Annotated in this window: 20 protein-coding genes; 13 read left to right on the forward strand and 7 right to left on the reverse strand. The window is 53.9% G+C overall.

The window, feature by feature from the left end; translation table 11 throughout:
* The first annotated feature begins 50 nt into the window (after nucleotides 1–50).
* From NQF64_RS06435 to NQF64_RS06445, 3 genes are all read left to right on the forward strand, one after another.
* Nucleotides 51–1589, forward strand: a complete 1539-nt coding sequence (locus tag NQF64_RS06435; protein WP_266106867.1) for a peptide MFS transporter — start codon at nucleotides 51–53, stop codon at nucleotides 1587–1589.
* 251 nt (nucleotides 1590–1840) lie between these two features.
* Nucleotides 1841–3427 (forward strand): carbohydrate porin, encoded by a 1587-nt coding sequence (locus NQF64_RS06440; protein ID WP_266106868.1) that lies wholly within the window; start codon nucleotides 1841–1843, stop codon nucleotides 3425–3427.
* 76 nt (nucleotides 3428–3503) lie between these two features.
* Nucleotides 3504–4814, forward strand: a complete 1311-nt coding sequence (locus tag NQF64_RS06445; RefSeq protein WP_266106869.1) for an outer membrane beta-barrel protein — start codon at nucleotides 3504–3506, stop codon at nucleotides 4812–4814.
* A gap of 12 nt (nucleotides 4815–4826) precedes the next feature.
* Here NQF64_RS06445 and queF read toward each other — a convergent pair whose 3' ends face one another.
* Nucleotides 4827–5303 (reverse strand): preQ(1) synthase, encoded by a 477-nt coding sequence (gene queF / locus NQF64_RS06450; RefSeq protein ID WP_266106870.1) that lies wholly within the window; start codon nucleotides 5301–5303, stop codon nucleotides 4827–4829.
* Between the two features lie 158 nt (nucleotides 5304–5461).
* Here queF and typA point away from each other — a divergent pair, with 158 nt between their 5' ends.
* Together typA and NQF64_RS06460 are read left to right on the forward strand one after the other, a co-directional pair.
* Entirely contained in the window at nucleotides 5462–7282 is a 1821-nt protein-coding gene (gene typA, locus NQF64_RS06455; protein ID WP_155573793.1) for a translational GTPase TypA, read from the forward strand.
* A gap of 92 nt (nucleotides 7283–7374) precedes the next feature.
* Nucleotides 7375–7668, forward strand: coding sequence for a putative quinol monooxygenase (locus NQF64_RS06460; protein ID WP_180794229.1), 294 nt, complete (start codon nucleotides 7375–7377; stop codon nucleotides 7666–7668).
* Nucleotides 7669–7684: 16 nt separating this feature from the next.
* Here the strand turns inward: NQF64_RS06460 and NQF64_RS06465 are convergent, their stop codons facing one another.
* Nucleotides 7685–8713, reverse strand: a complete 1029-nt coding sequence (locus NQF64_RS06465) for an NAD(P)/FAD-dependent oxidoreductase (protein ID WP_266106871.1) — start codon at nucleotides 8711–8713, stop codon at nucleotides 7685–7687.
* A 145-nt stretch (nucleotides 8714–8858) separates the two neighbouring features.
* On the opposite strand from NQF64_RS06465, the gene tsaE reads away from it, so the two are divergent.
* From tsaE to NQF64_RS06495, 6 genes are all read left to right on the forward strand, one after another.
* The gene (tsaE, locus tag NQF64_RS06470) at nucleotides 8859–9329 is read left to right on the forward strand and encodes a tRNA (adenosine(37)-N6)-threonylcarbamoyltransferase complex ATPase subunit type 1 TsaE (protein ID WP_266106872.1); all 471 of its coding nucleotides are present in this window, start codon (nucleotides 8859–8861) and stop codon (nucleotides 9327–9329) included.
* Nucleotides 9329–12409, forward strand: coding sequence for a double-strand break repair protein AddB (addB, locus tag NQF64_RS06475; protein ID WP_266106873.1), 3081 nt, complete (start codon nucleotides 9329–9331; stop codon nucleotides 12407–12409). The genes tsaE and addB overlap by 1 nt, the downstream gene beginning before the upstream one ends.
* Nucleotides 12406–16050 (forward strand): double-strand break repair helicase AddA, encoded by a 3645-nt coding sequence (addA, locus tag NQF64_RS06480; protein WP_266106874.1) that lies wholly within the window; start codon nucleotides 12406–12408, stop codon nucleotides 16048–16050. Before addB ends, addA begins: the two co-directional genes overlap by 4 nt.
* 193 nt (nucleotides 16051–16243) lie before the next feature.
* On the forward strand, nucleotides 16244–16573 hold the full coding sequence (trxA, locus tag NQF64_RS06485) for a thioredoxin TrxA (protein WP_099026964.1): 330 nt from the start codon (nucleotides 16244–16246) through the stop codon (nucleotides 16571–16573).
* Between the two features lie 143 nt (nucleotides 16574–16716).
* Entirely contained in the window at nucleotides 16717–17931 is a 1215-nt protein-coding gene (gene rnd, locus NQF64_RS06490; RefSeq protein WP_266106875.1) for a ribonuclease D, read from the forward strand.
* Nucleotides 17932–18021: 90 nt separating this feature from the next.
* The gene (locus NQF64_RS06495) at nucleotides 18022–18642 is read left to right on the forward strand and encodes a GcrA family cell cycle regulator (protein WP_266106876.1); all 621 of its coding nucleotides are present in this window, start codon (nucleotides 18022–18024) and stop codon (nucleotides 18640–18642) included.
* A gap of 110 nt (nucleotides 18643–18752) precedes the next feature.
* Here NQF64_RS06495 and NQF64_RS06500 read toward each other — a convergent pair whose 3' ends face one another.
* Nucleotides 18753–19250, reverse strand: a complete 498-nt coding sequence (locus NQF64_RS06500; RefSeq protein WP_099026961.1) for a bactofilin family protein — start codon at nucleotides 19248–19250, stop codon at nucleotides 18753–18755.
* A gap of 292 nt (nucleotides 19251–19542) precedes the next feature.
* Here NQF64_RS06500 and NQF64_RS06505 point away from each other — a divergent pair, with 292 nt between their 5' ends.
* Nucleotides 19543–20529, forward strand: a complete 987-nt coding sequence (locus tag NQF64_RS06505; RefSeq protein ID WP_099026960.1) for an adenosine kinase — start codon at nucleotides 19543–19545, stop codon at nucleotides 20527–20529.
* Nucleotides 20530–20556: 27 nt separating this feature from the next.
* Here the strand turns inward: NQF64_RS06505 and hpnK are convergent, their stop codons facing one another.
* From hpnK to NQF64_RS06525, 4 genes are all read right to left on the reverse strand, one after another.
* Nucleotides 20557–21393, reverse strand: a complete 837-nt coding sequence (gene hpnK / locus NQF64_RS06510) for a hopanoid biosynthesis-associated protein HpnK (protein WP_266106877.1) — start codon at nucleotides 21391–21393, stop codon at nucleotides 20557–20559.
* A gap of 12 nt (nucleotides 21394–21405) precedes the next feature.
* Nucleotides 21406–22830, reverse strand: coding sequence for a hopanoid biosynthesis associated radical SAM protein HpnJ (gene hpnJ, locus NQF64_RS06515; protein WP_099026958.1), 1425 nt, complete (start codon nucleotides 22828–22830; stop codon nucleotides 21406–21408).
* Nucleotides 22831–22914: 84 nt separating this feature from the next.
* Complete coding sequence (gene hpnI, locus NQF64_RS06520; protein WP_266106878.1) at nucleotides 22915–24105, reverse strand: bacteriohopanetetrol glucosamine biosynthesis glycosyltransferase HpnI; 1191 nt, start codon at nucleotides 24103–24105, stop codon at nucleotides 22915–22917.
* A 120-nt stretch (nucleotides 24106–24225) separates the two neighbouring features.
* Nucleotides 24226–24882, reverse strand: a complete 657-nt coding sequence (locus NQF64_RS06525; protein WP_266106879.1) for an ABC transporter substrate-binding protein — start codon at nucleotides 24880–24882, stop codon at nucleotides 24226–24228.
* Nucleotides 24883–25238: 356 nt separating this feature from the next.
* On the opposite strand from NQF64_RS06525, the gene hpnH reads away from it, so the two are divergent.
* Nucleotides 25239–26438 carry an adenosyl-hopene transferase HpnH gene (gene hpnH, locus NQF64_RS06530; protein ID WP_099026955.1) on the forward strand — a complete coding sequence of 400 codons (1200 nt, stop codon included), beginning with the start codon at nucleotides 25239–25241 and terminating at the stop codon, nucleotides 26436–26438.
* Nucleotides 26439–26446: the final 8 nt, after the last annotated feature.

A 26446-nucleotide genomic window follows, 5' to 3' on the forward strand; every position in this document is an offset into this window, starting at 1 on the left:
GTAAAGGGATGAATAGTAGTTTCTCCCTCGTAATGGAGTAACATGGCCTTATGTCTGACCTTCCGCGCTTAGATGTGACATTCCTCTCCGCGCGGCGGCGGGCTTTTGCTGTTGTCATGGCTATAGAGCTATGGGAGCGGTTTGGCTATTACGGTATGCAGGCCGTATTGACGATCTTTATGGTCGCGCAACTTCATATGCGTGATCATGACGTCAATCTCATGCAAGGGGGGTTAGGCTTCCTCATATACAGCCTTCCCGTTTTGGGAGGGCTGCTGGGGGATCAGTGCTTAGGCACACGGCGGACCATGCTTTTAGGGGCCTTTGGCTTAACAATAGGCTATGGTTTGCTGGCCCTTTCCTTAGGGCATCAAATGGTATTTTTGCCTGCCCTTACATTAATTGCTCTCTCCAATGGTTTGTTTAAGCCCAATGCTGGGACGTTGGTCCGGCGGATTTATGCGGGGGATGGCACGGCTTTGGATGCCGCTTTTACGCTTTATTATATGGCCATTAATGTCGGCTCGACCGTCTCAATGTTGCTGACACCGTGGCTTCAGCAGCGTTACGGGGCGGCGGTGGCGTTTCTTGCTTGCGTTGTAGGGTTGTTGATTGGGCTGGGCTATTACGCCTTAGAGGGCGGGTATATGCGCCGTTTTCTCGCCCAACGTAGTGCAGAATCTGTGACCTCTCAGTCTGTGGGGGAGCCGCCCTCTATGCCGTTGGTGGAACGGTTGGTAAGCCCGTTATCCAAAGGGATGGTGAGTGCAGGCGTGTTGCTTGCGCTTATTGTGGTGTGGGGGTTTTGCACATGGGTGTTGCATAGTGCGGCATTAGTGCGCTTATGCATCATCATCGCTGGGTTTGGTTTGGTCCTTTTATGGGTGTGGCTATATCTCCGAGCAGAGCGGACAGAACGGCCGGGTTTGCTGTTGACTTATATCTTGTCCACTCAGACGATGGCTTATCAGATTTTTTATCAGCAAATGCAAACTTCGCTAACGCTTTTTGCGATGCGGGATGTCTCTGGTGTGTATCAGCTAGGGCCATACCGGCTCTTTACGATGTCTGCGGGGCAGTTTCAGGCCCTTAACCCAATTTCCGTTATGCTTTTTAGCCCGTTTTTGGCGTGGCTTTACCGGCAGAGCGCGATGAAAGGGCGTGACGCGTCCCCAGCGGTAAAGATTATCTGTGGTTATGTTTTAGTAGGGGTGGCGTTTCTTATTTGGTGGGTGGCGACATCACATAACACGGGGCTGGTTTCACCATGGGTTATGGTGGCGGGTTATGGCACGATGTCCCTTGGGGAGTTGCTGACGATTGGCCTAGGCCTTGCCATTGTTGCACGTTATGCCCCGGCGCGGGTGAGCGCGGTATTAATGGGCGGGTTGTTCCTCCTCTGGGGGGTGGGGATGTATCTTGGTAGTCTTGTAGCAGATTTAGCAAGTTTACCCGCTGATGGTAGCGGCGGTATGGCTGGTTATGGCGCATTATTTAGAACACTCTTTTTAGGCTGTGTGGGGCTGTGTGTTGTATTAACGCTGTTGTTACCTTTTTTGCGTCGTTTAGAGCGGGCCTACCATCTTTAAAGGCGGTGCTGTGTCCTTCCCTAAAAAGGTATCTTAATTTATAAACAGACTTTACCACTAGAAGTTAACGATAAAATTTATATAAAGGGGAGCGGAGTTCCTCTCGCACTCAATGCCGCAGAGCTTTTGGTAGCTCATTTGGCATATCATGCTGAAGTTCGTCATTCCTATAATGGCCTTCGGCCTTCTGTCCGCTTAATGGCTATAAAGGCGTGTTTATGTGTGGAATATGGCAAAGGGCTAATGCAGCAATGGCGATGGCCATGTGTATGTTGCTGGGTTGCCATAGTGCTTTTGCCCATACAATCCCGCGTAAGCCTTTTATAAGCGCCCCTAAAACGACCCCATCTACTGAAGGTACACTCACGCCTGATGGAGAAACGGATAATGCTCAAGAGAAGGCGGCTCTTTTAAAATCTAGCTCTTATAACGGGTTAAAGAGGGATGAGGAGAAGGCCTTTGCCTCTACACCTTTGCCTATTCCTGGGGATTCTTTCTCTCGTGGGGCAGCGGAAGAGCCAGCATCAACGGCGCGACAAAAAGGGCTACTGCCCAATAGTTGGCACGACTTTATCAATCAGGATGGTTTTTTTGGGGACCCGTGGGGTGCACGTACATGGCTATCTGACCATGGTATCACTGTAGGGGGGCGGTATTTTTCTGATTCCGCTGGTAATCCGTTTGGTGGGAAGTCCCGCGCAGCACGTTACGCTGATGAGGAAGCTCTATCGATCGATTTTGACCTAAAGAAGTTAGCAGGGTTAGAGTTCAATGCTGGTGTATTGCATTTTCTGACTCTCGCGCGGCAGGGGGCAGGGTTGGGGAATACCTTGCCCGTGATTAACAGCCCGATGGAGATTTATGGCGCAGGTGAGACTATGCGCTTAGGGCGGTTAAGCTGGGAAATGCACTGGAATCACTACGTCCAGACTGAGTTTGGTGAAATTAATACCGAGAATGACTTTGAGCAATCCTCCACCTATTGGGGGGCGAACTTATATTGCCAATTCCAAAATAACGGCATTTGCGGGATGCCCCAATCCATCGCGATGAACTCAGGTTATGGGTTTTACCCTACGGCGCATCCGGGGGCATGGGTAAAGTTTTTCCCCGCGGGGAATGATCATTATCTGGTGCAATTTGGGGTGTATAGCGTGGACCCAACCATCTCTGGCGTGCGTAATGGTTGGAAGATGAATCTACACGGGGCGACAGGGACGTTTCTGCCCTTTCAGTTAGGCTGGCACCAAGGGGGAGAGGATGATTATAGCGGCCCGCTGCAAACCAATGTGAAGGTGGGCGGTTATTGGGATACCTCTGAGGTGAAGAATGTATACGGCCAGATGGGCACTTACGGGATTCCCCCTTCAGCTGCGGAGGGAGCCCCGCTTACTAAGGTGCGTGGTCGTTTTGGTGGGTGGTTTCAATTTGACCGGATGTTACAGCGTGATGAGGCGGACCCGCATCGTGGGACGGCGTTTTTTGGCTCCTTTACTTGGGGGGACCCGCGCACGGCTATTGCGCCCTATTATATGACGGCCGGTCTTACGCGGAAGGGGACATTCGCAAGCCGCCCAGATGATACAATTAGCTTGGGGATGAAGGTCCTTTGGGCGAATCCTAAAGTGACGCATTGGATTCAACATCTCCAACGCTCTGGCCGTGGGGCGGGACTGTACGCGCCTCACTCTGAGGAAGCGATTGAGCTGAATTACGGCTATCGGCCTGCTCGTTGGCTGCTTTTGCGCCCCGGCTTGCAATATCTTTGGAACCCCGGGGCCATTAAACGCTATAAAGATGCGATGTTGATCGATCTTGAGACGGCCATTGCGTTCTAGCGGCTTATTTTGCGGTTGTTTTGTTTTTGCGGAAAAGGATATACTTACGCAAGCGAAACAATAAGCGAGACGTTTCATGTGGAACTGGCGGTATCTTCTGGTGATGGGGCTATGTGGTACGGCTGGTTATGAGGGGCAGGCCGCTTATGCTGCCCCCTCAGAGCAGGGAGGGACGCTCTCCTTGGCTCCTATTGTGTCTGCTTCAGCTACGGGGCAGCCTGTTGCAGCGAAAACGGAGACGAAGACTTGGTTCTCCGATATTGATGTCGGCCTTCAGCTAGAGGCGGGGGCTATGGCCAATAGTGGGCACCCTCATAACGGGATGAACTTTGGTCAGCTTTTGCAATCACATAGCGATACAGGGTTACTGAATCAGGTGGCGTTGACCATCACCAAACCGGTTGATCCTATTGGCGGAGGCTACGGGTTGGGGGCGAATATTCAGATGCTCTATGGCTCGGATGCGCGGGCTTATGTCATCACGGGGATTTCTGATCGTTGGTTGAAGCATGATCGCTATCAAATCACGCCCATTCAAGCCAATATTGCTCTGCATATGCCCTGGTTGACGAAGGAAGGGCTGGATGTTCAAGCGGGTATTCTCGCCTCCCCTATGGGGGTAGAGGTGCTAAACCCGGCAGGGCGTGCATTTTATACGATGACCTATACCGCGCAATATTCTAACCCGTTTGAGCATGTTGGGTTTTATGGGCAATGGCATTTTAACTTACATTATGCGGTGTTGTTTGGTGTAGATGCGGGGAATCAAAAATCTTTTGGCCGTGGGAATAATAATGGGCGTCCTGCTGGTTATGTGGGGTTTAATGCCAGCCAGCTTGCCGGGGGAGCGGTATCGGTAACCTATCTGCTGCGTGTCGGGCCGGAGGATGCGCGCCGCCAGTTGGGGACTCATCGTGCGCATGAAGCGCAACGTTATTGGAATGACCTGAATGCGACATGGCAGATTACCCCTAAATGGAGCCTCACAGCCGAGGCCACACAGGTCCATGATGAAGGGTTGGAGGCCAATACATGGAGCGGCGTCCTCTGGGGGGCTTATGCGGCGACTTCTAGCCTAACCATTAACGCGCGCGCGGAAGTCTATCGGGATTCGACAGGGCAATTCATCGTGCAATATCCAGAGGATGGCTCTTATGGGCGTGTCCTATTGGGTTTACCGGCGCGGACTTATAGCGCACCAGCGACCACTTATGGGGATTTTTCCCTCAATGCGGTATGGCGGCCGCAGCTTGGCCATCATGTAAAATTGCTGCAAATTCGGCCAGAAATCCGCTTTGACCGCTCTTTAAACAACACGCGGCCTTTTGCGGATTTCCGGCATCAGAATCGTATTTTGATTGGCGGTGATGTCACACTCGGTTTTTAAGGGGAGAGCGGCTTAGCCACGCCCCCGATAACCGGGCACATCTTGGGGGGGAATCCAAACCTCTGTAGGGGCAGGGCCTGTTTGCCAGAAAACATCAATCGGCATACCCCCGCGCGGGTACCAATAAGCCCCGATGCGGAGCCATTCTGGCTCTAGCAATTCTACAAGGCGTGTGGCGATTGTAACGGAGCAATCCTCATGAAAGGCCCCATGATTGCGGAAGCTGGTAAGATAGAGCTTGAGGGATTTGCTCTCTACAATCCAATTGCGTGGGATATAGTCGATGACGATATGGGCAAAATCTGGCTGGCCTGTCACCGGGCAGAGGGAAGTGAACTCTGGTGCGGTAAAACGGACAACATAACGCCGCCCCTTATGAGGGGCGGGGACGCGCTCTAGCTCTGCTTTATCGGGCGACTCCGGTTGGATGGTTTGGCGGCCGAGTTGGCTTAGGGCATCTGTGCCGGGGGCTGTTGGGTGATGGTTCATGATATAATTGTCCTTGACTGATGGAGGAAGGAGCGGTCTGAGCATAAAAATATGCGTCTGTGTCCGTCTCATACACGGTTCGGATTTGCAAAAAAATCAGTTTCGGTGCAGTAAGGGCACCATCCTGTTTTACTCTGTCATTTCCTGAAAGATCGTCTATGGACATCCGTAACATCGCCATTATTGCCCATGTCGATCATGGGAAGACAACGCTGGTGGATCAGCTTCTCCAGCAATCGGGCACATTCCGCGAGAATCAAGCCGTCACCGAGCGGGCGATGGATAGCAACGACCTAGAGCGTGAGCGTGGTATTACCATCCTCGCCAAATGTACGTCCGTTGTGTGGAAGAATACCCGTATTAACATCATCGACACACCAGGCCATGCCGACTTTGGCGGCGAGGTAGAGCGCATCCTGAGCATGGTTGATGGTGCTGTGATTTTGGTGGACGCTGCCGAGGGGGCCTTGCCGCAAACAAAGTTTGTGTTGGGTAAGGCTTTGGCCCGTGGTTTGCGCCCGATGGTTGTTGTTAATAAGGTGGACCGTGGCGATGCCCGCCCTGATGAGGTGCATGATGAGGTGTTCGACCTCTTTGCAGCATTGGGCGCGAATGATGAGCAGCTCGACTTCCCGATGCTCTATGCCTCTGGCCGCCAAGGCTGGGCAGACCGGGAGCTAGAGGGCGCGCGTGAGAATCTTCATGCCTTGTTTGACCTCATCTTAGAGCATGTACCCAGCCCCGGGCTGGATAAAGATAAGCCCTTCGCGATGGTCTCCACAATTTTGGAGAGCGATAACTTCCTTGGCCGTATCCTGACAGGCCGTATTGAGCAGGGGCGGGCGAAGGTGAACATGCCCATCCGTGCGCTGCGGGCTGATGGAAGTGTGGTTGAGACCGGCCGCATCACCAAGCTTCTTTCCTTCCGTGGGTTGGAGCGTGTACCTGTTGAGGAAGCTGAGGCGGGTGATATTGTTGCAATTGCTGGTCTCTCTGAAGCTACGATCCCTGATACATTGGCCGAGCCTTCTGTTGAGGAGCCGCTGCCCTCCACACCGATTGACCCGCCGACCCTCTCTATGACCTTCCGTATTAATGATGGTCCGCTCGGGGGGCGTGAGGGCAAGAAGGTGACCTCTCGCCAGATTCGTGACCGCCTCTTTAAGGAGACGGAAGGTAATGTGGCTATTAAGGTGACAGAAAGCCCAGAGAGCGAGGCTTTTGAGGTCGCAGGCCGTGGTGAGCTTCAGCTTGGCGTATTGATTGAGAATATGCGCCGTGAAGGCTTTGAGCTGACCATTGGTCGGCCTCGCGTGTTGTTCCGTGAGAATCCGGAGACAGGCGAGCAGGAGGAGCCGTTTGAGGAGGTCGTCATCGATGTGGACGAGCCTTATTCCGGCGTTGTGGTGGAGAAGATGTCTCTGCGTAAGGGTGTGATGCAGGATATGCGTCAATCCGGTGGGGATAAAGTCCGTCTTACCTTCATGATCCCATCGCGTGGGTTGATTGGCTATCATGGTGAGTTCCTCACCGATACACGTGGCTCTGGGTTGATGAACCGTCTTTTCCATTCCTATCAGCCTCACGCTGGTGCGATTGAAGGCCGCCGTAATGGCTCCCTCATCTCTGCTGAAGATGGTGCAACGACTCCATATGCGTTGTTCTCGCTTCAGGACCGTGGAACACTTTTTGTGGATGCGGGTGAGAAGATTTACGTTGGCATGATTCTGGGTGAGCATTCCCGTGAGAATGACCTAGAGGTGAACGCCGTGCGTGAGAAGAAGCTTACGAACATGCGGGCCTCTGGCAAGGATGACGCCGTTGTGCTGGTTCCTCCGCGTAAGATGAGCCTTGAGCAGGCCATTGCTTACATTGAGGATGATGAGCTGGTGGAGGTCACACCTTCTGCGATTCGTCTGCGTAAGCGGTATCTGGACCCGCACGAGCGTAAGCGTGCGGCACGCGGTGCGAAGGGCTAAGCTTTCGCCCATTTGTGAGAGCGTGTAACAAAGGGGAGGCCGGGGCATTATTGTCTCGGCCTTTTCTTCATATGATAGGAGATGAATGCGTCATGGCGAAAAACCTTTATGCCACGATGAAGGCTCTACCCGGCCATCGGGAAAAGGTGGCCAGTCTGCTTACCGCTTTGGCCGAGAATGTTCGTGCCGAGCCGGGCTGTGTGCGCTTTGTGGTCTATACGTTAGAGGCTGAGCCGGACCTCTTTCATGTTGAGGAAAGCTACCGCGATGAGGCCGCCTTTAAGGCCCATATGGGGACCGAGCATGGCCGTGTGTTCAACAAGGCTATCGAGACCCTCGTGGAAGGTGGGGCCTCTAAGGTTGTTTTTCTAAAAGAGATTGCCTGAGGGCAGCGGGGAGGGGTCAGACCTTACCCGGCTGGCCCCGGCTAGTGGAATGTTCAAAACGCAAGGCTTTATCGGGCCGAGCGACATGGTGTGCGGCATGGGCTGCTACGGCCCCTTCGGAAAAGCCTTGGAGAATGAGCTTCATTTTGCCGGGATAATGCGCCACATCGCCAATGGCGAAGATGCCCTCTAAGTTGGTTTGCATGGTGGCAGGCTCTACCGCAATCGTGCTGCGCTGCGTCTCCAACCCCCATGAGGCCACAGGGCCAAGGTCGGTTGAAAGACCATAAAAAGGCAGTAGCACATCAGCCTCTAAGGCGCGGACGGTCTCATCTAGTGCAATGACCTCAACATGGCTGAGCTGCCCATCAATCCCGCGTAGGCCATGAAGTTGATAGGGGACGATTTTCTCAATCGCACCAGCTTCAATTTTGGCTTCGATTTGGGCCAGTGTCTCCGGTGCCCCACGGAAGCGGTCCCGCCGGTGGACGAGATAGAGCGTCTCGGCAATGTCGGAGAGGGATAATGCCCAATCCAAGGCGGAATCACCACCACCTGCTACGACAATACGCTTTCCCTCAAAAGCGGCACGTTTTTTTACATAATATTGCACGCTACCGCTGCGTTCATAAACATCTAGCCCCTCTAGGGGAGGGCGGTTCGGGCCGAAGGCCCCAGCCCCAGCGGCGATGATGATGGCTTTCGCGTGGATGACATCGCCGCGCTCATTACGCAGGGTAAAGGCCCCAGCCTCCCCCTCTAGCTGGCTGATGCGGCTGCCAAGGATGCGCGGGACGTTAAAGGGGGCGATTTGCTCCTCCAACGCAGCGATTAAATCCCCCCCCGTGATGGAAGGATGAGCGGGGATGTCGTAAATCGGCTTTTCAGGGTACAGGGCCGCGCATTGCCCCCCTACACAATCAAGAACATCAGTTAAGATGCAGTCGAGGCGCAACATGCGGCATTCAAAAGCGGCAAAAAGAGCGGCGGGGCCTGCGCCAATAATGGCGATGTCGGTTGTGTGGGTGGCAGGTGAATGTGTCATAATTGTCTCCATAAGCATTTTTTGCCGCGGGGAGTAGGGGGTAATGGCGTTTAGTGAGCATTTACGGTGAGGAATTTTACCATGTTATAGCCATAATGATGTTAATAAGCCGTCACAGCTAGAGTGATGGAGGGTGGTTTTTTTGATGAAGTTGCGTCTTTCCTCCCCAGAGCAAACGGAGCTTTTTGCGCAATGTATGGCGGAGTTTTTAAAATGCGGCGATTGCCTTGCCCTTAGGGGGGAGATGGGGGCAGGCAAAAGCAGCTTTGCCCGTGCTTTGATTCGCGCTCTTGCAGATGATGAAGCGTTGGAGGTCCCTAGCCCGACTTTTGCGCTGGTACAGCCTTACAATACGAGGCTAGGGCTTGTGTTTCATTATGATTTATGGCGGCTCTCCAGCCCCGATGAGCTTTATGAGTTGTCGTGGGATGATGCTTGTGAAGGTATTATGCTGGTGGAATGGCCAGACCGCGCGGCTGAGTTGCTGCCAGAGGGGGCACTTTATCTTACATTTACGCCTGGTGATGCAGAGCAAGAACGGCGTGTTACGCTTGAGGGCTGGCCAGAAGAACGCTTAGATGAACTTGCGATAATGTATGAGGGAAACCAAAGCTGATGGCCTCTCATACCCCTATGAATAGCGCGACAATCCCCGCTTCTTGCGCGTTTTTGGATGAAGTGGTTCATCAATGGCTAGCCCGTAATGGGGGGAAAGCAGGGGATGAGATGCGGCGTGGGGGGCATAGCGGAACCATCCTTGTACCGGGCCGCCGTGTGGCACGCGCCCTTATGGAAGCGTTTTTGCGTGTGCTAGATGGCCGCCCTGCTCTTTTACCGGCTATTGTTTCTTTGAGCGATGTGGAGCAGCAAACCCTTTTCCCCATGGCGTTGGATGAGGCCCTCCCCCCCGCTGTAGGGCCTGTTTTTCGCTTAGCCATTCTTGCGCGTTTGATTTTAGCGGCTCCTTTTTTCACTACGGTCTCTGGTCGTGAGGGTGGGACGATTGATCGTGTATGGCCATTAGCTCAAGCTTTAGCAGATCTAATGGATGATGCTGAGCGCAGCGGGGTGGATTTATATGAGGCTCTGCCGAATGCCGTTGCGGATGATTTTGCTGGGCATTGGCAAAAGACGTTAGAGTTCCTCAAAATTGTAACGGAAGCATGGCCTGCCATCCTCAAAGAGGAGGAGCGGAGCAATATCATGGCTCGCCAGGTCGCGTTGATTGAGGCGCAAGCGCGGCGTTGGGCAACGATGCCGCCAGATTATCCGCTTTGGGCTGTAGGGTTTGTGGATGGCTCGGCAGGCGTAGCGGCGATGTTAGGCACGGTGGCTGCCTTACCGCGTGGGATGGTGGTCTTCCAAGGGGTGGATTGCCAGATGGAGGACGCTTTGTGGGAGCACCTCCCCCCCACACATCCGCAAGCTTTGTTCCGAGATGTGTTGGAGCAAATGGGGATAGAGCGGCGCAGTATCGCTCAATGGGGGCGTGTGCAGCGGCCTGCGCGGGAGCGGCTCTTCCAATGTGTGATGGTGCCAGAAGCGGGAATTGCCTCTTGGGGCCAGCCTTTGGCCGATATAGCAGCGTGTTATGAAGGTTTGTCCATTCTACCTGCTGCGGAATCCCAAGAGGAGGCACAGGCGATTGCGCTTATCTTGCGGGATGTGGCGGGTAAGCCGGGTCGTTCTGGCGCATTAGTCACGCCAGATCGTGCTTTGGCAGACCGTGTGAGGGCGGCTCTGCTCCGTTTGGGGATTCATGCTGATGATAGTGCGGGCGAGCCTTTATCTCGCACGCCTAGTGCTGTGTTTATGCGCCTTATTGCTCAGGCGGTGACACGGCAATTCAGCCCGGTGGCGTTGCTCTCTGTCCTCAAACATCCATTGACGGCTCTAGGAATGAGCCCCGGACGTGCCCGGGCGAGTGCCCGCCTTTTAGAGCGGCGGCTTTTGCGTGGCCCTGCTCCGCAGCCGGGTTTGGAGGGCTTGCGTCAGGCTTTGGAGAGGATGGAGGAGTCCCAAAGGGTGGATTATGGGCATCAAGCTGATGCGCCAGACCAGCCTGAAACATTAGAGAGCTTCTTGGCAGCCTTAGAGGCCGCTTTTGCCCCGATGCGGGCATTAGAGGCTACAGCACGCGTGCCGGAGATGCTGACAGCTTTGCTCCAAACAGCGGAAGCCCTCGCCGCTACGGAGGAGGAAGGAGACGGCCCCGACCAAGCGCGCCCCGGCTCTCGCTTGTGGCGTGGGGAGGATGGCGGTACGCTCTCCCGGCATTTTGTGGAATTGATGAGCCATACAGGGGACATTCCCCCTCAACCCCTCAGCGCGTTAGATGGGTTCTTGACCACGAGCATGGCTGGTAAGAGTTTGACGGGCTTGCGGGGCTATCAAGATGGTGTGGAGCTTGCTCATCCGCGTATTGCTATCTATGGGGTGTTGGAAGCCAGGCTTTTAGCGTTTGATACCGTAATTCTGGGTGGGTTGAATGAGGGTGTTTGGCCTCCCGTTGCTGATTCCGGCCCGTGGATGAGCCGCCCGATGCGCCAGCGTGTGGGGCTGCCCTCACCAGAGCGGAAGATCGGAGCCCAAGCGCATGATTTTGTTATGGCCGCTCTTGCCTCGGCGCATGTTGTTCTCTCTTACGCTCAGCGGCGCGATGGTGCGCCCACGGTCCCTGCACGGTGGGTGATGCGTCTTTCTGCTTTTTTGGAGGGGCAAGGCCACGCTTTACAAGAGCATCCCGCTCTAGCATGGCAAGCGATGTTGGATATGCCTGTGGGGGAGGCACGCCCTGTTGCCCCGCCAGAGCCAAAGCCGCCCTTGGCTTTGCGCCCACGCCGTTTGAGCATTACGCGGATTGATACGTTAAAGCTGGACCCGTATGCGATTTATGCGCGGTATGTCCTTGGCTTAAAAGCCCTTGCCCCGCTGGAGGAAGGAGCAGAGCATGTTGATTATGGGAAGGTTGTTCATGGTGCGTTAGAGCGCATGATGGCACGTTATCCCACAACGTGGCCCGATCAGGCTTCAGAGCATTTGCATCGTTATTTTGATGACGCGTTGGATGAGGCACAAGTCCATCCTGCTCTTGCAAGTTGGTGGCGGCCCCGCCTGCATCGCATTGCCGATTGGGTGTTAGAGCGAGAAAGCTGGCGGAATGCCGGGCGGGTGAATTGCACCTCGCAAACGGAAATTGCGTTGGATTACGTCATGCGGGATTTACCGGGCGGGGCGTTTTACATCACAGGGCGAGCCGACCGGATTGACGTGCTGGCAGAGCCGGGACAGGAGCCGCAAGGGCGTCTTTTTGACTATAAAACAGGTCAGCTTCCTTCCCAAAAGGATGTTGTTGCGGGGTGGTCATCTCAATTAGTGCTGGAAGCTGCGCTCTTAGCCAAAGGGGCCTTTGAGGGCTTACCCGCCATGGAGGTTGAGGCGTTGCGTTATTGGCGGTTAAGCGGGGGAGAGACACCGGGTGAGGAGGTGCGCATACCCTCTACTAAAGCAAAGGCGACGTTGGGGGAGCTTATAGGCCCTGCTTTGGAGCAATTACGCCAGCTATTGGCAGATTATGATGAGCCTAACCGGCCTTATCGCTCCCAGCCATGGGCGGGGCGGGAGGCACGTTATAGCGATTATACGCAGCTAGCTCGTGTAGCGGAATGGCGTCTTGCGGGAGGGGATGAAGCATGAGCGCGCATCAAGAGGCTCTTAAACAGGCCAATGAGGCTCAGAGATTAGCATCAGACCCTATGGCCTCGGCCTTTGTGTCGGCTTCTGCAGGGTCGGGTAAGACGAAGTTGCTGATTGACCGGCTGTTGCGGCTTATGTTGCCCATCGCCTATCCCGGTGAGGATGGGCAGCTTATATTGCTCGAAGGCTCGGCCCCTTCGCGTATCTTATGCTTAACTTACACCAAGGCTGCTGCGGCTGAGATGGCGCATCGTTTGCAGCAGCATCTTGGGCGGTGGGTCTCCCTTTCTGATGAGGCATTAGGGGAAGCCCTTACGGCGTTAGATGTCCCTAATCTAGCAGAAACGCGGGATTGTGCGCGTGGGCTTTTTCTAAAAGTTCTGGACGCGCCGGGTGGATTGCAGATTGAGACCATCCATGCTTTTTGCCAATCTTTATTACGGCGTTTCCCGCTTGAGGCGGCATTAGACCCTCATTTTTCGCTCATCGAGGAGGCTGATACAAAGCTTGCTCTCCGCCATGCGTTGGAGGAGAGCCTCGCACGCCACCAAGACCCGGTGCAGGTGCTGGCAGGGCTGACAGGCTTTGATAAATTGATGGGGCTTTTAGGGCAGTGCAATGCGCAATCTGGCCTTCTCCAACCGCTTTTGAAGATATGGCAGCATGAGCCAGAGCGCGTTAAGCAGGCTTATCAAAGGCTTTTAGCGTGTGGAAGCCACGGTACGGATGACGTGCTTAAAGAGGCTTGTAGCCTTAAAGATGAGGCAGCATGGCGGGCGGATATTCAAGAAGCCTTACCGGCATTGGCAGAGACAAAACGTGCCCAATTTGAGGAGATTTTAAGCTGGTTGGGTAAGCCCGCAGCCCAGAGGGATAGAGCTGTTCTTACAGGGCTGCTTTTTACTGATAAGGGAGAGATACGCGATTTAAGCCGCCATCTAGGGGCAAAGGCCCGCAAGGCAGCACCGAATTTAGCAGAACGCCTCATAGATGAAGCCAAACGTCAAGAAGGGCTAGAGGATTCTATACGCGCTCAGCGTTTATTGGAGGTAAATACCGCTTTTCTCGCCCTCGCTATGCCTGTGATGATGCGCTTTGAGGATGATAAGAAGAATCGCGGCGTTGTGGATTATAATGACCTCATCGCTCGGACGCGGGATGTCTTGCAGGAGCCGGGGGCGGCGTGGGTTCTCTATAAATTAGATGGGGGGATTGACCATCTTTTGTTAGATGAGGTGCAAGATAACTCCGCCCTGCAATGGGAGATTGCCGGGGCTTTGACGGCCGATTTCTTCTCCGGCATCGGGGGGCGGGAGGATACGCCACGGCCTAGGACAGTCTTTGCGGTGGGGGATTTTAAGCAGTCGATTTATAGCTTCCAAGGGGCGGAGCCAGAGCAATTTCATAAATGGCGGCAGATTTTTGCACATCGTGTGCAAGAGGCCGGGCTTTTATGGCGGGAGCCAGAGTTGAATGTCTCATTCCGCTCTCTGCCGCCGGTTTTGGCAATGGTTGATGCCGTCTTTACGGGGGAACAAGAAGGGGCGCGGCAGGCGATTGATGGTTTGCGGGAGGCAGGGGATAGAGCCCCGCTTATTCATCAATCGGCACGTTCTGGCGGTGGGGGGCGTGTGGAGTTATGGCCGCTTGTCCCTGCTGATGCTCAAATAGCATCACAGTTGGACATAATAGAACCAGCAGAGAATGACCCATGGCGGGCCCCTCATAAAAATGAGGAGCAGCGCAGTGCCTCCCAACGTCTTGCTGATGCGTTAGCGCATTATATCCAACAGCAGATAGGCCAACCATTACAGCCCGGCGCAGCCCCGCTAAAAGCCGGGGATGTAATGATTCTCGTGCCGAAACGCTCGCCTTTCTTGCGGATGCTCATCCGGGCTTTAAAGATGCGCGGCCTCCCTGTGGCAAGCTTCATTCGGGCTGGGCTGGTGGAGCAAGCAGCCGTGCAGGACCTTATGACGCTTTGTGATGCGTTGCTTTTGCCGCAGGATGATTTAAGCCTCGCGAGCGTGCTGACCTCTCCTTTTGGGGGGCTAAGTGATGAATCGCTCATGGATTTGGCGACATGGGATGGCAAAAAACAGGCTCTCAAGCAGGTTCCGCTTTGGAGTGTGTTAAATCAACGCCATGAGGAACGGCCAGACTGGCATGCAGCTTGGATGTGCTTGCAGGGCCTTTATAAGCGCGTAGATTATGACACGCCCTATGAGATTCTCGTGCAGGCCCTTGGCATACAAGGCGGGCGCACACGCTTCCTCTCTCGCCTTGGGCCTGAAGCTGCAGAGCCGATTGATGAGCTTCTTACAGCAGCTTTAACCTATGAGACGCAACATCCCCCATCCTTGCAAGGGTTTTTGCAATGGTTGCGTGCCAGTACGGTGGAGAGCCAGCGTGAAGCTGAGACGGTGATTGATGCTGTACGGTTAATGACGGCTCATCGCTCTAAAGGGTTGCAAGCGCGGCTTGTTATTCTGCCGCATACAACGCACGGCCCCGGCAAAGCTGATCCTTTATTATGGGCTGGGTTAGAGGGAGATGATGTAGAGGGGCCGTTATGGGTCCCGCAGACGAAAATGCATTCAGAGCAAACAACATTTTACAGCGCGCAAGAGCAGGAACGCCAGAGGGAGGAGAGTAACCGCTTGCTCTATGTGGCTCTAACACGGGCGAGTGATGCGTTGCTCATTTGTGGGTGGGAGCCGAAGCAAGCCCCTAAAATCCCCACATGGTATGACTATTGCTATCAGGGCTTGCGTGCACTTCAGGCTCAGACAATCGGGCGTTTGGCTTCCTATCAGCCGGTTGCTTCACCCTTTGAGGGAGGATGGGATGGTGAGAAGATCGTGCTGGAGAGACCTGTCGAGGCTGCGGTCTCGTCTAAAGTAGCAGAGCCTCATCCAGTGGTTCCCCCCATTTTGCCGGAGTGGATGGGCCATGCCCCTGATTGGCAGATACAGCCCGCCCCGCATGAGGATGCGTTGGCCCGCCCGCTCGCACCGAGTCGGCCTGATAGTGCGGTTTATGGTCCACTACCAGCAGCGCGTTCGCCTTTGGAGATTATGCGTGAGGGGTTGGTGATTCCACAGCCAGTTAAACGGCGGCAAGATGCGATGGAGCGGGGTGTGTTGGTCCATCGCCTGTTGCAATTCCTCCCCGATATTGCCGCGTTAGAGCGGCAGGAGAAAGCAGAATCATGGTTGCGGCATACGATGCCGGGTGTGGCAGAGCGAGAGCTTGTTCGTTTAGCAAGCCATGTGGTCTCTATTGTGGAGATGCCTTTATTAGCCCCGCTTTTTGGGCCGGGAAGCCGAGCCGAGCAAGGTATATCAGGGACGTTGGGCCGTGCGGGGGATGGAACGGGTCGTGTTGTGCTGGGGCAGGTGGACCGTTTTTGCTGTGACGGGCAAACGGTCTGGCTGTGTGATTATAAAACAGGCCGTCCTCCCTCTCAGCCTGATCGTGTTCCTGTGGCGTATCAGGTGCAGATGGCGCGTTATCGGCGTGTCATGCAGGGGCTTTATCCGGGGCTTATGGTCCGCTGCTTCCTCGTTTGGGTAGATGGCCCTGCCGTTACAGAATTGCCCACAGCTTTATTGGAGGATCATGATAAGCAGAATATATAAGTCAGACCAACAATACCGATTTCCCAATGAAGCAGATCATCGGCATGGATAAACGTACTTGAAGAGTCCGTATTGTTAGCGGTGGGGCAAGAGGCTTCTATAGCAAGGCAGCATTGCTAGTCAGCTGGTAGCAACTGCCCCTAAATTGTGGCAGGGACATCAGGATTATCGTTGTGAGGGGGAGGAGTGTAGCGTGAGCGAACATACAATAGCGGTGACGGATCAAGCCTTTGAGAATGAGGTGCTGAAGGCAGAAGGCTATGTTCTGGTAGATTTTTGGGCAGAATGGTGCGGCCCATGCCGGATGATTGCCCCAGCTTTAGAGGAAGTTGGCAAGGATTATAAAGGCCGCGTTACCGTCGCGAAGTTGGATATTGATGCTAACCCAGAGACACCAACCACTTTTGGTGTGCGGAGCATCCCGACCTTGATTCTCTTCAAAGACGGTAAGCCTGTTGCACAGCAAATGGGGGCATTGCCGAAGAGCCAGCTTAAAGCGTGGTTGGACTCCCATATTGGTTAATCGCTGTGATGCACTTGCCCGAGAGGGCAGAGATGAAGGCTCGGTAACAGGAGGGGGGGCTCTTCTGCTTTACCGAGTTTTTTTATGGTGTCATGGCGTAGGGGAGAGATAGTCAGCCTAAGCGGGAGAGTGTAAGAAAAGATATGTCTAAAAAGCGAGCCTTCCCCGCCCCTACCATGATTACGACCTCGGCAGAGGTTGCAACGCTATGTGCTAAATTGCAGCGTGAAGCTTTTGTAACGGTGGATACCGAGTTTGTAAGGGAAAGTACTTATTGGCCGCGTCTCTGTCTCGTACAGCTTGGCGGGGCGGATGATGTCGCCTTGATTGATGCGTGCGTCCCTGGGATAGACCTATCTCCCTTGGCGGCTCTGCTGGCTGCGCCAGATTGTGTGAAGGTGTTTCATGCGGCACGGCAGGATTTGGAGATTTTCCTCCATTTGTTTGGAGAATTGCCCGTAAATCTGTTCGACACGCAGATAGCGGCTATGGTTGCAGGTTTTGGGGAGCAAGTGGGTTATGATAACCTTGTTTCTTCTCTTACAGGTCAGTCGATTGATAAATCGCATCGCTTTAGTGATTGGGCGGCGCGTCCGCTCTCAAAAGCGCAAATTGCTTATGCGAGTGCCGATGTAACGCATTTGCGGGTGATTTATGAGACGCTTCTCCATCAGTTAGAGGAACAAGGGCGGCGCGCATGGGTGGAGGATGAATTATCAGCCTTGGGGGAGGTGGAATTTTTTCGACCTGACCCTTACCTCCTTTGGAAGAAGCTGAAACCGCGGACCCATAATCGCAAAATGTTGGCTATTTTGCGCGATGTTGTGGCATGGCGGGAGGAGGCTGCTCAGCAGGAGGATCGGCCCCGGCAGCGTATTATTCGTGATGAGAGTTTGTTGGAAATTGCAGCGACCCGCCCCCGTGATACAATGGCTTTAAAGCGGATTCGCGGTGTGACGAAAGAGTTTGCCGAAGGGCCATTAGGCCATGCTCTATTGGCAGCGGTGCAGCGGGGGGAGCAATGTCCTGAAGAGGATTGGCCAGAGGCTCCATCACGGCGTAAGGCTGATGTGCCTCGCCCTCCAGCGGGGGTATTGGCCCTTCTTAAAGTGCTTCTTACAGCGCGTAGTGAGGAGGGACGTGTGGCCCCGCGGCTTATTGCCTCTGCTGAGGAGTTGGAACGTCTTGCCCATGGGGAGTCGGACCTCCCTGTTTTAAAGGGGTGGCGAGCGCGTTTATTCGGCCGGGAAGCGCAAGCTCTTTTGCGAGGTGAGACCGTTTTATGTGTGGAAAAAGGGCAGTTGCGGATTGTTGAGCGGGATAGTCATCCTCCTATGAATATGGGGCAGAAAGGTTAGTTTTGAGCTAATCTTATTTTCCTGATAAAAGCGTGGCATAAGAGCCCCGTAACAACGCTACGGGCAGGAGTGGAGAGAGCAGCAATGGCTATGGAATGGACAGACGAGCTGATCGCCCGGCTTAGGGAGTTGTGGGAGCAAGGGCTTTCCACAGCGGAGATTGGTCGTCAGCTTTCTATTACAAAAAATGCGGTTGTTGGTAAGGCTCATCGTCTTAACTTGCCCTCACGCCCATCGCCTATTCGTAATAAAGCAGCGGCAGAAGGTGGAGCAAAATCGACGCCGCGCCCGCGTGCCTCTCGTGCGAAAAAGCCTGCCGAAGGTGATGTAACCGAGGCCAAAGAGAAGGGGAAGAAAGTGGCCCCGGGCCCGGCTACGGTTGAGGCATCCAAAGTTGAGAAGCCGAAAAAATCTGTCAAAGCGCAGCAGGAGTTGCCTTCTGCGCCCGCTAAAAAAACGGCGAAGCCTGCTCAGGAAGTAGCGGAGGCCCCGCAGGCTGTCTCCGCACCGCCGCGTAAAGTTACCCCGCCGCGTCGGGTGCGGGAGGCGATGGATCGGTCAATACGGCAAGGTCCAACCTGCCAATGGCCGCATGGTGATCCTGGCACGCCTGAGTTTCATTTTTGTGGGGCAACACCTTTGGCTGGGAAGCCATATTGCGCCGAGCATGCGGCCATTGCCTATGTGAAGATTCGCGACCGTCGTCATTGAAGGGCGTGGATATAAGATATTTCACAAAAAAGCTGCCAGCCTCATCGTGAAGCTGGCAGCTTTTTTATGCATTTTGTCTTAGGCTTGGTGCCTAGCTCATTAAGGCGGCATCAATGGTGGTGTTCGTCCTGATGTTTTTCTGCTTCGTGGTGATGAGCAGGGCCGTGCTCCTTATTACCGGGGAGGGAGGTTGTGATCATGCCCAATTTCCCGGTTACTTGGCCGCCTTCATCTACTTGTAAGCGGCGACATTCTGCATTGCCAAGCAAACGCCCGCTTGCCCGTACAGTGAGCATATTGCGCACGGTAAGGTCGCCTTCTAGCGTCCCAGCAATATCGGCTGAGCCAGCCTCCGCAATGCCATGAAAATGGCCTTCAGGCGTGACAATAAGCTCTTTGACGGTCAGATGCTCTACAGCAACCGTTCCTTCGACAATGAGGCGTTCAATATTCTCAATCGTCCCACGGATAGTAATGCTGTTATGGACAGTCAGCGTCCGTGCGTTATCAGCGTAGTGCGCTTTATCTTGGTGGTTGTTACCACGGGTAGATGTACGCTGGCGTGGGGCGGAACCAGGCATGGGGGAGGGAGGGGTAGGTAGAGACATGGTTTCCTTTAATCAGGCGATAAAGTGGCACGCAATAACGGCATATCTCCAAGGGAGCGATGCCGGACTCTGCCCTGGCATAAGGCGTTCCCCTAAAATAGAGGGAAGTTCTGCTGTTGGCTAGGCAATCCATGTCGTTAAGGGAATCTTTTCCTATACTATTGTCAATATTCAGGACGTTTTGCCTATTTTTACGGGTGTGGGGCTATGTCAGAGAGAGATCGCTCTACAAGGTTTGAGCGTTATGGTAGGGGTATCTATCATCTTGGATTATGAGAGAAAGTGGCCTGTTATGTCCTCTACCGCCTTGAAATATGATCTTTTATGCATTGGCAATGCCATTGTAGATGTGCTGGCAACCGTCACGCCAGAGCTTTTGGCAGAGTTTGGGGCTGCACCGGGGAGCATGACGCTCATTGATGCTGCTACCATGGCAAAGTTGGAGCAGCGTATCCATATCGAGCATGTAGCAGGGGGTGGCTCAGCAGCGAATAGTGCGGTTGTTGCTGCGCGTATGGGGGCAAAAACAGCTTATCTTGGTAAGGTTGCAGCCGATAAAGCGGGCGAGGATTTTACAGCGGATTTACGCAAACAGGGTATAGATGTTCCCTCCACGCCCCTAGCGGCTGGCGAGGCTATTCCTACAGCGCGTTGCATTGTGTTGATTACGCCCGATGGCCAACGCACGATGTTTACATATCTAGGGGCTTGTGTGGAGTTCACACCCCATGATGTTTTAGAGAATATCGTGGCCGAGTCGGCTATTACCTACCTTGAGGGTTATTTATTTGATCGCCCCCAAGCGCAGGAGGCTTTTTATCAGGCAGCCCGTTTAGCGCATAAAGCGGGGCGTAAGGTCTCTTTAACGCTCTCTGATAGTTTCTGCATCCAACGTCATCAGGCAGCTTTCCGGGATTTTGTGGCAGAATCGGTTGATATCCTCTTTGCCAATGAGGCTGAGATTCTCGCCCTTTACGAGACAGAGACGCTTGATGATGCTTTAAAAGCCCTCTCTCATGATGTTGCCCTTGGTGTTGTGACCCGTGGGGAGAAGGGGGCTGTTATCCAAGCGGGTGAGGAACGGCACGATGTCCCCACTAAGCCGGTGAAGCTGGTTGATACGACTGGTGCGGGTGATGCTTTTGCAGCGGGCTTCCTCGCAGGCTATAGCCGCCATCATTCTCTTGTGGAGTCTGCGCGGTTAGGCAATGAGGCTGCAGGCCATGTGATTGCTCGCCTTGGTGGTCGTCCAGGTGCGGATTTTGCCCTTAAAGCCTAAGGCGTAGCACTAGGGGGCGCGGTGTGTTTACAGCGCGTCCCATGTTGTCAGTTGGATGTTATGTGGGGCGAGTAACGCGCGCGTAGCAGGGTCTGTTAAGGCAGCTAGCTCTTGCTCTGGCTGATAGCCGGGCATGAGGGCAGCCATTTGTGCGTTTTGGCTCTTGGCAGGGTGGAAATAAACCTCACTCACCCCGGCAGGGAGTTGAGGGATGAGGCGTTGGATGCGCTCTGGCGTCATATGGCCAGACCACCGCAAACCAAAGCAGGAATCGTTGGTTTTCATCCCGGCTTTCCAAATTTGCCAGCGTAGGACACGCGTCCATTGCTCCAACGCGCGGTCACCTAGGTGAGGCGTTTCCCCCAAGGGGCCCGCAGGTTCCATAGGTGTGCGAACGGCCTTTAACCCATAGATTTTGCCCGTTTGGAGCAGTAAATGCCCGATTGTGGGATGGAGATGCATATGCTTATGCGCATTGGCATGGTCCAACCGCAGCCCTGTGCGTGCAAATTGCTGGAACTGAGCGTGGATTTCTTTCTTTAACGCAGAGCGCGTGGCGGGAGAGAAGAAATATTGAAAGCCCAGCCCTACTTGATTCCGACCAAACCAGCCTTTTTCATCCGTAATGATAGGCAGATGCAGGCAGGAATCGCCTTCTATAACGACAAGATGTAACCCTAACCGGAGGTCTGGCATACGTTGGGCACGGCGTAGAGCGTCCTCAAAAGCCGGGGCGGCAACCATGAGGCTTGCCGTGCTGAGGAGGCCTTTGCGATGGGCCTCCTCAATCGCCTCATTGACCTCCACACTCATACCGAAATCATCAGCAGAGAAAATGACACGGCGTTGTGTGGAGGTATTCATGCGGCGTTCGCCTTAGGCAGAATGACGCTGACGGAGGAACTGGAAGAATTCCACACCCTCACGCAAGCGGCGTTTGAGCATTTGTGGGTCTGTTGCCATTTCCTTGACGATAGCGAAAATCTTGGAGGGGCGGAAATAGAACTCCTTATAGAAGGTCTCCACGCTCTTAAAGATTTCCGTATGGGAGAGATGGGGGTAATGCAGCGGGGCAATCTGCACACCATTCTCGTCAATCAGCTCCGCTTCATCAACATTCAGCCAGCCATTCTCAGAGGCCTGTTTATGCAGGAATGTCCCCGGATAAGGGGCTGCGAGAGAGACCTGCAATGTGTGCGGGTCAATCTCTTTTGCAAACTGAATGGTCTCGCGGATAGTCTCATGTGTCTCGCCGGGCAGACCAACGATGAAGGTACCGTGAATCTTAATGCCCAGCTTGTGGCAGTTTTTGGTGAATTCACGCGCTGTTTCAATCCGCATACCTTTTTTGATGTTATGCAGGATTTGCTGATTACCGCTCTCATACCCTACCAGCAGCAAGCGTAGGCCGTTATCACGCAGGACTTTTAGCGTGTCATAAGGGACATTGGCCTTAGCATTGCAGGACCATGTTACACCCAGCTTACCCAGCTCCCGCGCGATGGCCTCTGCACGGGGGAGGTCATCGGTGAAGGTATCATCATCAAAGAAGAACTCTTTCACCTGCGGGAAATATTTCATCGCAAGCTTAATTTCAGCAGCTACATGCTCGGGGCTGCGGGTACGGTAGCGATGCCCACCCACAGTTTGTGGCCAGAGGCAGAAGGTGCAGCGGGATTTACACCCACGGCCTGTATAGATGGAGATATAAGGATGCTTGAGATAACCGATGAAGTAATCTTCAATTCGTAGGTCGCGCTTATAAACCTCCGTTACGAAGGGGAGGCTATCCATATCCTCAATGATAGCGCGGTCTTTATTGGTGATGATCTCACCATTCTCATTGCGCCATGTGATGCCATCAACCTCTGCGAGAGGCTTTCCCTCGGCAATCTCTTTGATGGTGAAGTCGAACTCATTGCGGGCCACGAAGTCGATCGGGCTGCCCTGGGTAAGGCTCTCATCGGGTTGGACGGCAACTTTTGCGCCAACCATGCCGATCTTCAGCTTCGGGTTGGCGTCCTTCAGCATTTGTGCCACGCGGACATCAGAGGGGAAGGAGGGGGTGGAGGTGTGCATGATGACGAGATCACGATTCTTCACATCCTCAAGGATAGGTCCCATGCCCATTTTGGCCGGTGGAGCGTCAATCAAGCGCGAGCCGGGGACCATCGCAGCAGGTTGGGCCAACCATGTAGGATACCAGAAGGAGCGAATCTCTCGCTTCGCCTGATAACGTGAGCCAGCACCACCATCAAAGCCGTCAAAGGATGGGGGCTGTAGAAACAATGTTCTCAACATGTATGGACACTCCTGATAATGTCGGGCCTGTCAACGCCGGTTTCGTTGATCAGGATTAAGGGGCACGATCGTTGTTGGGGTTCGTTATAGGGACTTCGTACGTGTTTTGCCACGGGAGATGTGCATTGTCTGCCCCCGCCATGTTACACGCGAGCCACGGGCACTTCCGAGCATCACACAAGCAGAGAGGCAGTCTCGGAATATAAGGAAAGGGAAAATGCCGGGTAGAGCGCAGTTTGTCAGGCGGCCAATGCGTTGTGTTATCGCTCCACGATAGAGCATCCCCCCTATAAGTAACCCCCATGAAAAACGGCGCGATGGTGCAAAAAGGACACACAACACAGCCCAGAAAAGCGGCAGCTGTAATATAGAGAGCCCATATCCAAGGGGCTCCACACTCCGAACCGTCCGTCCCCAGCGCAGCTCATGGGTGAAAAGGTCCTTTAGGGAGGTCTCGGTGATGGTCGTCTGGCATAAGGTCCGCGCAAGGGCGATATCTCCCCCATTACGGCGGATAAGCTGGCCTAGCACGGCATCATCAGCGACATGAGAGACAAGGGCCTCAAACCCGCCAATTTGCTGTAAATGCGTCCGTTTAAGGGCCATTGTAGCCCCGAGGCAATCTTGCCGTCCGATTAAGCGGGACATCATCACACCGGGGAGGAAGTTGGTGTTAATGCTATGGGCGCCCAACATACGGATGAGGCTGGGGCTAGCAGGCAAGCCCGCATAAAGTGTGGTTACAAGCTGGACCCGCTCTTGCTGGAACGATTCCACAATATGCGTGATGTAATCTGGGCTGACATGAATATCAGAATCCGAGATGATCAAAATGTCATGTCGGCAAGAGGGATACATATTAATGAGGTTACTGACCTTACGATTAGGGCCATGTAAGGCATCATTAATAATGATTGTTACATCGTGATGAGGATAACGCTGCTGGAGGCGGCGAATCACCGGTAGAGCCGTATCATCCTCTTTATGCAGGCCGAAGATGATTTGATACGACGGGTAATCCTGCTGGAAGAAGCTTTCTAATGCGTCTTCAAGGCGTGGCTCATCCCCATGTACCGGCTTCATGAGCGTAACGCTGGGGCGTAGAGCCTCTTGGTTGTGAGAGGAAGCCTCGCGCTGATAGGGGGCAGGCCGACCGGGGATGCGCACATTCTGGCAGAAACGAGAGAGTAAGCTTGTCCCGATGAGATTCTGCACATGCCCCGCTAGTGAAAAAGCTCCGCTAAGGGCGGAGGCAATTGCAAAGAGTGGGGCCATTAATCAAAATACCTGTTGAGATGAAAGGGCGGATGCTTTCAGGAGCCCTTCATCACGTCTGCCTCTTAGGCTTATTGACTCAGCACAACGCAAGCAGACGTGATGAGGAGTCATGAAGCCTTATTCACGGAGGAAGTCGTCAGCTTTCGTGGTGAGGCTACGCGCTAGGCCGTTTGCCCCTTTCTCGTTGAAGATTGTCTTAAAATCAGCCCGTTGAGCAGCAACTTGGCTGATATGTCCATCAAGCAGAATGTCGGTAATGCGCCAGCCGTCGGGACCTTGGGCCATGACATAGTCAATGGGTGTTGGCGTCCCATTAGGGTCATCTTTCCCGCCGATGGTGGTGTGGACGATGGTCCGTCCATCCTGCTGTATCGTGTTTACAACGGTAAAGACAGCATCTGTCCCCGGCTTAAAGGTAGAGACATAACGCGCCACGGTAAAATGCCGGAAAGCGGTGATCAAGCTGCTACGCTCGGAAGAGGAAAGATGCTCGTAATGTAAACCGATAGAGCGTTTTAGGATGGCTTCCATATCAAACGCGCGGTCAACGAGCGGGGCGATCATAGCGCTACGTTTACCAACCCCTGCGGTGGAATGCTCGGATTTATCCAACGCGTTGTATAGTGCCTCTATCGGCGCTTGTGGCGTCGCTGCGGAGAGTGATGCCGTAGCGGACGTGCTACGGGCGGCTTGAGCGGGGTTAACCCCAAGAGCAGGGACAGCACCTGTGAGTAAGGCCATCATCCCTAGAGAAGACATAAGACAACGTTTCATACACATGCTCTTTCCTCCTATGCGTCCTTTTATGCAAGAGGCTATGGGGCAGTTTGCAAGGGAGAGCCCCCGCAGGATTTCATACAACTGTGTTGAATATGCTACAGTCGGCAAAGCATCATAGCGCATTGCTACGGAATAAACGAGTCCATTCCGGTAGGGAAAGAGAGAATATTCTGTTCATTTTCCTTGTAAGGAGGGCTAGGTGGGTTCGCTAAGCTTGCATTTCTGCGCGGCTTCTGCGAGAGGGAGCGATGCAGGCCCGGCAGATATCGTTCTGGCGCGTCTGTCGGGCTATGTGCCACGGGTGTTCTGATACCGTGATCAGCTCAGGAAGATATTATCAGAGGATTATAATGGCCGTACCATTGATGCAGGCTGTCCGAGTTGGACGGTACGTTCTCAAGCAACATCTTACAGGGCGCAAGCGTTACCCGCTTGTGCTAATGCTTGAGCCGCTGTTCCGCTGCAATTTGGCTTGCGCGGGCTGTGGCAAGATTGATTATCCAGCGAAGATTCTTAACCAGCGTATGAGCTATCAAGAATGTCTTGATGCGGATACTGAAGCTGGTGCCCCAGTGATTGCTGTGGCGGGGGGAGAGCCTCTCTTACATAAAGAGATGCCACAGATTATTGCGGGCCTCGTGGCGCGTAAAAAATATGTGTATCTCTGCACGAATGGCCTTTTGCTAGAGAAGAAGATCGATGACTATAAACCATCACCTTTCTTCTCTTGGGACATCCATCTCGATGGTGACCAGCAGATGCATGATTCGTCCGTCTGCCAAGAAGGGGTGTATGATCGTGCGGTGAAGGCCATTAAATTGGCAAAATCCAAAGGCTTCCGCGTCTCTATTAACTGCACCTTGTTTGATGGTGCTAAGCCAGAGCGTGTTGCAGCTTTTTTTGATGAAGTCATGCGCCTAGGCGTTGATGGTGTGATGACAGCACCGGGCTATGCTTATGAGCGTGCCCCGGACCAAGAGCACTTCCTTAATCGCCAAAAGACGAAGACTCTCTTCCGGGATATTTTCCGCTTGGGTAAGGGCCATAAATGGCGCTTTACGCAGTCTCCTTTGTTCCTCAACTTCTTAGCAGGCAATGAGACATATCATTGTACCCCATGGGGTAAGCCGTTGCGGACTGTCTTTGGTTGGCAGCGTCCTTGCTATCTGCTGGGTGAAGGTTACGCTAAGACCTTTAAGGAGCTGATGGATGATACAGCGTGGGATCAGTACGGCACTGGTGCGTATGAGAAATGTGCCGATTGTATGGTCCATTCTGGTTATGAATCCACAGCGGTGATGGATGCGGTGCAGCGCCCCTGGCATTTCATCAAGGTAGCGTTGCAAGGGCCAGAGACGGAAAAGCCCATGGCCCCGGAGATATCGTTAGCGAATCAGCGTCCTGCTTCTTACGGGTATGATGCTGAGGTAGCGCGCCAGATGGAGCGGCTTGAAGGCGAGGACGCTAAGCGCGGCAAACCGGCTCGTGGTCCACGCGTACGCATTAATGGGCAGAGTGAAACCCCTGCGCCTGCCTCCGCAGCTAAATAAGTAGCTTT

It is taken from the genome of Bombella saccharophila (assembly GCF_026385475.1).
Classification (GTDB): domain Bacteria; phylum Pseudomonadota; class Alphaproteobacteria; order Acetobacterales; family Acetobacteraceae; genus Bombella; species Bombella saccharophila.

Bases quoted from the DNA above. Each gene is read 5' to 3' on its own strand.
- addA (WP_266106874.1), top strand. From the start codon at position 12,406: ATGAGCGCGCATCAAGAGGCTCTTAAACAGGCCAATGAGGCTCAGAGA.
- NQF64_RS06445 (WP_266106869.1), top strand. From the start codon at position 3,504: ATGTGGAACTGGCGGTATCTTCTGGTGATGGGGCTATGTGGTACGGCT.
- NQF64_RS06460 (WP_180794229.1), top strand. From the start codon at position 7,375: ATGGCGAAAAACCTTTATGCCACGATGAAGGCTCTACCCGGCCATCGG.
- NQF64_RS06435 (WP_266106867.1), top strand. From the start codon at position 51: ATGTCTGACCTTCCGCGCTTAGATGTGACATTCCTCTCCGCGCGGCGG.
- NQF64_RS06495 (WP_266106876.1), top strand. From the start codon at position 18,022: ATGGAATGGACAGACGAGCTGATCGCCCGGCTTAGGGAGTTGTGGGAG.
- NQF64_RS06525 (WP_266106879.1), bottom strand. From the start codon at position 24,882: ATGAAACGTTGTCTTATGTCTTCTCTAGGGATGATGGCCTTACTCACA.
- hpnI (WP_266106878.1), bottom strand. From the start codon at position 24,105: ATGGCCCCACTCTTTGCAATTGCCTCCGCCCTTAGCGGAGCTTTTTCA.
- typA (WP_155573793.1), top strand. From the start codon at position 5,462: ATGGACATCCGTAACATCGCCATTATTGCCCATGTCGATCATGGGAAG.
- tsaE (WP_266106872.1), top strand. From the start codon at position 8,859: ATGAAGTTGCGTCTTTCCTCCCCAGAGCAAACGGAGCTTTTTGCGCAA.
- queF (WP_266106870.1), bottom strand. From the start codon at position 5,303: ATGAACCATCACCCAACAGCCCCCGGCACAGATGCCCTAAGCCAACTC.
- NQF64_RS06505 (WP_099026960.1), top strand. From the start codon at position 19,543: ATGTCCTCTACCGCCTTGAAATATGATCTTTTATGCATTGGCAATGCC.
- NQF64_RS06465 (WP_266106871.1), bottom strand. From the start codon at position 8,713: ATGACACATTCACCTGCCACCCACACAACCGACATCGCCATTATTGGC.
- NQF64_RS06500 (WP_099026961.1), bottom strand. From the start codon at position 19,250: ATGTCTCTACCTACCCCTCCCTCCCCCATGCCTGGTTCCGCCCCACGC.
- hpnJ (WP_099026958.1), bottom strand. From the start codon at position 22,830: ATGTTGAGAACATTGTTTCTACAGCCCCCATCCTTTGACGGCTTTGAT.
- addB (WP_266106873.1), top strand. From the start codon at position 9,329: ATGGCCTCTCATACCCCTATGAATAGCGCGACAATCCCCGCTTCTTGC.
- rnd (WP_266106875.1), top strand. From the start codon at position 16,717: ATGTCTAAAAAGCGAGCCTTCCCCGCCCCTACCATGATTACGACCTCG.
- hpnH (WP_099026955.1), top strand. From the start codon at position 25,239: ATGGCCGTACCATTGATGCAGGCTGTCCGAGTTGGACGGTACGTTCTC.
- NQF64_RS06440 (WP_266106868.1), top strand. From the start codon at position 1,841: ATGGCGATGGCCATGTGTATGTTGCTGGGTTGCCATAGTGCTTTTGCC.
- hpnK (WP_266106877.1), bottom strand. From the start codon at position 21,393: ATGAATACCTCCACACAACGCCGTGTCATTTTCTCTGCTGATGATTTC.